Here is a 6,051-nt window from a genome sequence, read left to right as displayed (position 1 = left end):
TGCTCAGGATCATTCATAACCGTGGTTTCTGGTCGCTTATGGGGCCACCTGACGCGCTCAGGCGCGACCTGATCCGTGTCTCTCTGGCTGTGTCTTTGTGGTTGCTGGTGTTGGAGTTATTACCCCCTTGGATCAACCCCGCCGATCTTGCCGACGTGCGCGATATCGGTGTCTGGGCGGCGCTGGCTGTTATCGCGATTCCAGCCTTGCTTGTGCAGGTCGGCACCGAAGAGATGCTCTTTCGTGGCTACCTGCAACAGCAGTTCGCCTGCCTGTCCAACAGCCGGTGGGTGTGGATGTTTGTACCATCGGCGATGTTCGGCGCGTTGCATTTCTGGAACGGGAACGGGGCGGCTGAAGGGGTGCTGTGGGCAATTTGGGCCGTGACGCTCGGGATGGCCTGCGCCGATCTCACGGCGCGAACGGGGAATCTGGGGGCTGCAATCGGGCTGCATTTGGCCAACAACGCTTTTGCCCTCCTCATCGTGGGGGTGCAGGGCTGGCCATCATCGGGCCTTGCCCTCTTTCTTTACCCCTACGAGGACCCTGCGCTTTATGCCCATGGGATTGAGGCGTTGCTCAGCCCCGCGATCATCTTTCAGATGGTCACGATGCTGCTGTCGGTGGTGATCATGTGGCTTACGGCAAGGATTGCGCTGCGGCGCTGATTGCATTTCGTGCCGCACCATCATATTTGGTCCCTGCAATATCCTGTAAAGGCCGCGTCTATGAACTGGATCACCAACTACGTCCGCCCCACGATCAACTCGCTGTTTTCACGCCGCGAGGTGCCGGACAATCTTTGGACCAAATGCGACGACTGCGGCACGATGCTGTTTCACCGCGAACTGGCGGACAACCTGAATGTCTGCACCAACTGTGGCCATCATATGCCGATCGGAGCGCGGGACCGGCTGAAGTCGATCTTTGACGGTGGCGTTTTCGTCGAGGTCGCGGTGCCCGAACCCGTCGTCGATCCGCTGCATTTCCGCGACCAGAAGAAATACACCGACCGCATCAAGGAAGCCCGCAAGAAAACGGGTGAAAAAGATGCGATGCTGGTGGCCGAAGGCGAAATGGGCCGCACTGGTGTGGTGGTTGCCGTTCAGGACTTTTCCTTCATGGGCGGGTCGATGTCGATGTATGTTGGCAATGCCATTGTCGCTGCCGCTGAGCGGGCCGTCATACTTAAGCGTCCGCTGATCCTGTTTTCGGCGGCCGGTGGCGCACGGATGCAGGAAGGTATCCTTGGCCTGATGCAAATGCCGCGCACGACCATCGCGGTGCAGATGCTGAAAGAGGCGGGGTTGCCCTACATCGTCGTACTGACACACCCCACGACTGGCGGCGTCACGGCATCCTATGCGATGCTGGGTGACGTGCAGATTGCCGAGCCCAACGCGCTGATCGGCTTTGCCGGCGCGCGCGTGATCGAACAGACCATCGGCGAAAAGCTCCCCGAAGGTTTCCAGCGTGCGGAATATCTGCTGGATCACGGGATGCTGGACCGGGTGACAAAGCGCACTGATCTCAAGGATGAGTTGGTGACGATTGTGCGCCTGCTGATGAAGCAGGACCCGCCCGTCAAGGGTGATCTGCCCGCCCCAGAGATCAAGTCGGAAGCCGCCGAAGAAATCGCGGCTGCGGAAGAACTGGCCAAGTGACCCAAAGTTCTGATGTGATCCTTGATCGGATGATGGCCCTGCACCCCAAGGTCATCGACCTGACCTTGGACCGTGTCCGGCGACTGCTGGAGGCCGTCGGCAATCCACAAGATCGTCTGCCCGCCGTCATCCACGTGGCCGGGACCAATGGCAAAGGGTCCACCCAAGCGATGATCCGCGCGGGGTTGGAGGCAGGTGCATCAAAGGTCCATGCCTATACATCCCCCCATCTGGCCCGCTTTCATGAACGGATTCGACTGTCAGGAGAGTTGATCACGGAAGAGGCGCTGACGGATGTGCTGGACCGCTGCTATATCGCGAACGGTCCCGATCCGATCACATATTTCGAAATCACGACAGTTGCGGCGCTGCTGGCCTTTGCTGAAACACCTGCCGATTACACCCTGCTGGAGGTCGGCCTTGGCGGGCGGCTGGATGCGACCAATGTGATCCCTGATCCTGCCATCACCATCATCACCCCCGTTGATTTGGACCACCAGCAGTTTCTGGGCGATACGCTTGGCGCCATCGCGGGCGAGAAGGCGGGCATTATCAAACGCGGTGTCCCCTGCGTGGTGGGCCCGCAGCATCCAGAAAGCATAGACGTGATCGAGGCGCGGGCCGCATCACTCGGTGCGCCGCTACTCGCGTATGGTCAACACTGGCATGTCGACGTCGAGCGGAACCGACTGATCTATCAGGATGAACGCGGCTTGCTCGACTTGCCGCGGCCCAACCTGCTCGGTCCGCATCAGGTGATGAACGCCGGTGCTGCGATTGCGGCACTCCGCGCGCTGGGCAAGGATGAAGTCGCCTGCGAAGCGGCGGTAACACGCGCCTATTGGCCCGGCCGCATGGAAAAACTGACCAAAGGTGCTTTGGTCGATCTTGCTGCTCCGGCCGAACTTTGGCTGGACGGTGGGCACAACCCGGCAGCAGGTCAGGCTTTGGCCGAGACGTTGCGCGAACAACCTGTCCGCCCGACCCATTTGATCTGCGGGATGCTGAATACCAAGGACATCAGCGGCTACCTGCGACATTTGGCGGGGGTGGCAGAGACGCTGACGGCTGTTTCAATCCCCGGTGAGAGCGCGACAATCCCGGCGGCGCAGACCGCAGCGGAAGCGGAAAACGCAGGCTTGCCCGCACGAGTTGCGGATGATGTGCAGGCAGCTATTGCAGCAATTGTCGCGCAGTCGCCAAATGCGCGGATTTTGATCTGCGGCTCGCTCTATCTGGCGGGTCATGTGATGCGGGAGAATGGTGCTTGATCAGAGGATTGGCGGTTGCGACATGTCTGTTGGCCAACAGTGCCGACGCAGCGGATTTCTATTTCTGCTGGGAAGGCGCGAACGGCCATACGATGACCGGACAAATGAGCATCAATCCCACGGCGCTGAACAAACCGATCGTCACGCAGGATGATGTCACGCTCTTCAGGATCGCCGGTTATCGGGACGGGCAATTGCTGGGCAAATGGGATATGGCCAGCCGTGACGACGATGATAGCTGGTTTCTCAACTACGATCCGGCACGCAGTGTCTTTATGACGCCGGGTGAAATGGGGCTCGGGGTCAGTCAGGCGTGGAACGCTGATGGAACAGCAACGGACTGTGGCACCCCCGGTTTTGGTTTCAACCTCGGAAATTTCGCGCAGGATTTCTGTCTCAACGGTGTTTGGGTCGAAGAAAGCGGGATGCCTCCCGAGACTCCGTTTCTGGTCAGCCCGGTCCCGGTCGACCCGCTTTGTCGGGTGTATGCCCCAACAAGTTGAGCGATTCGCGAATCAGTCTCTTGACTGCGAATCACTTCATCGCTTAGTGTCATTGGTAACGTAAAGCGCCATATTTAATAGGCGCAGACGGGCAGTATTGGCAGGGCGAGCAGGCGGGCCGTAATGGCCTGTCTTCTTGTGCGTGACGGTGCCCTGATATTCTCCCGGGCGCCGCCGTCTGCAACAATTTGCCACCACGACTTTGCGCGATTTGCATGACAGCCTGTGCGCAGCTAGGGTATGGGGACTCCCAGGGGAAGGGTAGGCAATGACTGTCTTGAAACGTTCATTTATAGGGGCCGTGACGGCCTTTATGATCTCGGGTGCGGCCGCGAATGCCGCGCAAATTGATGCTGGCGCGTACCTTGCGGCAAAACAGGCCGGTCTGGCCAGCGATTTTGCCGAAGCATCGCGGTATTTTTCTCAGGGTCTGCTTGCTGATCCGTCAAATCCCTATCTGCTCGAAAACGCGATGACATCGTGGATCGCACTGGGCGATGTCGACCGTGCTATTCCGCTGGCACAGGCAATTGTTGATTACGGGTATGACAGTCAGATCGCCAACCTCACATTGATGATCGCGGATGCCAAAGCAGGTGATTGGGCCTCGATCTTCAATGCGCTGGACGCAGGGCGGAGTATCGGGCCGCTGGTCGATGGGTTGTCCAAGGGATGGGCGTATCTGGGGCAGGGAGACATGACAAATGCGCTCGCAAGCTTCGATGCGGTGATCGCGGCGGATGGCATGCTGGTCTATGGGCTGACCCACAAGGCCTATGCGCTGGCCTCTGTCGGTGATTTCGAAGGGGCCGAGGCGATCTTTTCGGGGCAAGTTCCCGGTGGCATGCGGTACAGCCGTCAAAGCGCGATTGCCCACGCTCAAATTCTCAGCCAGTTGGGGCGCAACGCAGATGCGCTTGGTCTCGTCGATAAGATTTTCGGGGATCAGCTTGACGTGGGAACTGCCAAACTACGCGCACAACTGGCCGCAGATGAGGCCGTGGCCTATAGTGCCGTGCGATCGCCGACCCAAGGACTTGCCGATCTGTTTATCGTCATCGCTGATATCGTGCGTGGCGACGCACCCAAGCAGTTCACCCTGATGTATGCGCGCGCTGCAACCTACCTTTGGTCAGGGCATACTCCGGCAGTCTTGATGAATGCCGCCCTGCTGGAGGACCTCGCACAATATGACCTCGCGAATGCAGCCTATGCCTCTGTGTCGCGCGATGACCCGTCGTTTCATGCCGCAGAGCTTGGACGGGCCGACGTGTTGCGCGCGGCAGGCCGCAAGGACGCGGCGATCGAGGTGCTTGACGCACTTAGCCGCAGCCATCCGGATTTGCCGGAGGTTTATGCGACAAAAGGCGATACATTGCGGCAGGCCGAACGCTATGGCGAGGCTATCGCAACCTACTCGCGCGCGCTTGAGCTTTATGACGACCGCGATAATGCGCGCTGGTTTGTCTATTACACACGCGGAATCTCGCATCATAAGATAGATGATTGGCCCGGTGCAGAGGCTGACTTCCGGTCGGCCCTCGCACTGCGCCCTGACCATCCGCAAGTCCTGAACTATCTGGGCTACTCACTGGTGGAACGCGGTGAAAAGCTGGATGAGGCATTGGGGATGATCGAAACGGCGGCCGCCACCCAACCCGATAATGGGGCCATCGTGGATAGTCTCGGTTGGGTCTACTTCCAGCTAGGCCAATATGAGGAGGCGGTTTTTCAACTTGAGCGGGCCGCGTCTCTGGAGCCGGTCGATCCGGTGATCAACGATCATCTGGGTGACGCGCTCTGTCAGCGCATCGTGCGCAATGCCGTGCAGGCGGCCGGCATAGAAAAGCCGGCGACCGTGCATTCGCTGCGTCATTCTTTCGCGACCCACATGTTGCTGAACGGCGTGGATCTGCGGGAGATACAGGGCTATCTCGGCCATGCCAGCGTAGAGACAACGATGATATATACCCATGTGGTCAAGACCATGCGCAACCGCGCGATGAGTCCGCTGGACAGTTTGGCGAACATGCAGACGATTGTCGGCGGAAATCAAATAGCAGACTGAGTCGAAATACGTTTGAATCCGGCCGGCGATTAGTCTAGATTGCGCCGTCTTCTGCAATTCGACAGAATAGGGGTTTTGATATGGACAAGGCGGGTATAATCAGGCTGATCATCGCAATTATCGTGGGCGGCGGCATCGGAGCCCTGATGGGTTATTATGGGCAATGCTCCTCGGGGACATGCCCCCTCACCGCCACGCCTTATCGCGGCGCGATCTACGGAGCTGTTCTGGGTTTGCTCTTCGGGCTTTCCCTTGGCGCCGATCGACGCAGTGATCCGTCGGCGACCGAATCCGACGACGAAACCAGGGTGCTCGAAGAAGAGGAAAAAGGGGAGAAATGAGAGTGGTTGGAGAAAGATCGATTGTGACCACGACCGCGAAATAAATATTCGACAGCCGCCCTCGGAAACGCCGATCTCCAGATCGGCATGAGCAGGAAAAGATCCTGAACCGACAATCCGCTCGCTTCGTTGAACCTAGAAAGAGCAGTTGACAGCATGAAACCAATACACTTCGTCGCCAATCTTAGTCACTTCACTTCGTCG

6 protein-coding genes are annotated in these 6,051 nt (G+C 58.6%); all 6 read left to right on the top strand.

What is annotated here, in order from left to right; all coding sequences use genetic code 11:
- On the top strand, positions 1-668 hold a 668-nt coding region (locus R6T97_RS15855), incomplete at its 5' end, for a CPBP family intramembrane glutamic endopeptidase (RefSeq protein WP_410350253.1).
- A 60-nt stretch (positions 669-728) separates the two neighbouring features.
- Positions 729-1,664, top strand: coding sequence for an acetyl-CoA carboxylase, carboxyltransferase subunit beta (gene accD, locus R6T97_RS15850; RefSeq protein WP_410350252.1), 936 nt, complete (start codon positions 729-731; stop codon positions 1,662-1,664).
- Between the two features lie 29 nt (positions 1,665-1,693).
- Positions 1,694-2,935, top strand: a complete 1,242-nt coding sequence (locus R6T97_RS15845) for a bifunctional folylpolyglutamate synthase/dihydrofolate synthase (RefSeq protein WP_410350254.1) — start codon at positions 1,694-1,696, stop codon at positions 2,933-2,935.
- A complete protein-coding gene (locus R6T97_RS15840) occupies positions 2,932-3,438 on the top strand; it encodes a hypothetical protein (RefSeq protein WP_410350251.1) in 507 nt (168 codons plus the stop codon). Before R6T97_RS15845 ends, R6T97_RS15840 begins: the two co-directional genes overlap by 4 nt.
- Before the next feature lie 268 nt (positions 3,439-3,706).
- Positions 3,707-5,506 carry a tetratricopeptide repeat protein gene (locus R6T97_RS15835; RefSeq protein ID WP_410350250.1) on the top strand — a complete coding sequence of 600 codons (1,800 nt, stop codon included), beginning with the start codon at positions 3,707-3,709 and terminating at the stop codon, positions 5,504-5,506.
- Positions 5,507-5,586: 80 nt separating this feature from the next.
- Positions 5,587-5,847 carry a DUF6132 family protein gene (locus R6T97_RS15830; RefSeq protein WP_410350249.1) on the top strand — a complete coding sequence of 87 codons (261 nt, stop codon included), beginning with the start codon at positions 5,587-5,589 and terminating at the stop codon, positions 5,845-5,847.
- The last annotated feature ends 204 nt before the right edge of the window (positions 5,848-6,051 follow it).

This window comes from Yoonia sp., assembly GCF_046498525.1.
GTDB lineage: Bacteria > Pseudomonadota > Alphaproteobacteria > Rhodobacterales > Rhodobacteraceae > Yoonia.
The sequence above is the reverse complement of the archived record's forward strand: the minus strand, read 5'-3'. Positions and strand labels throughout refer to the sequence as shown.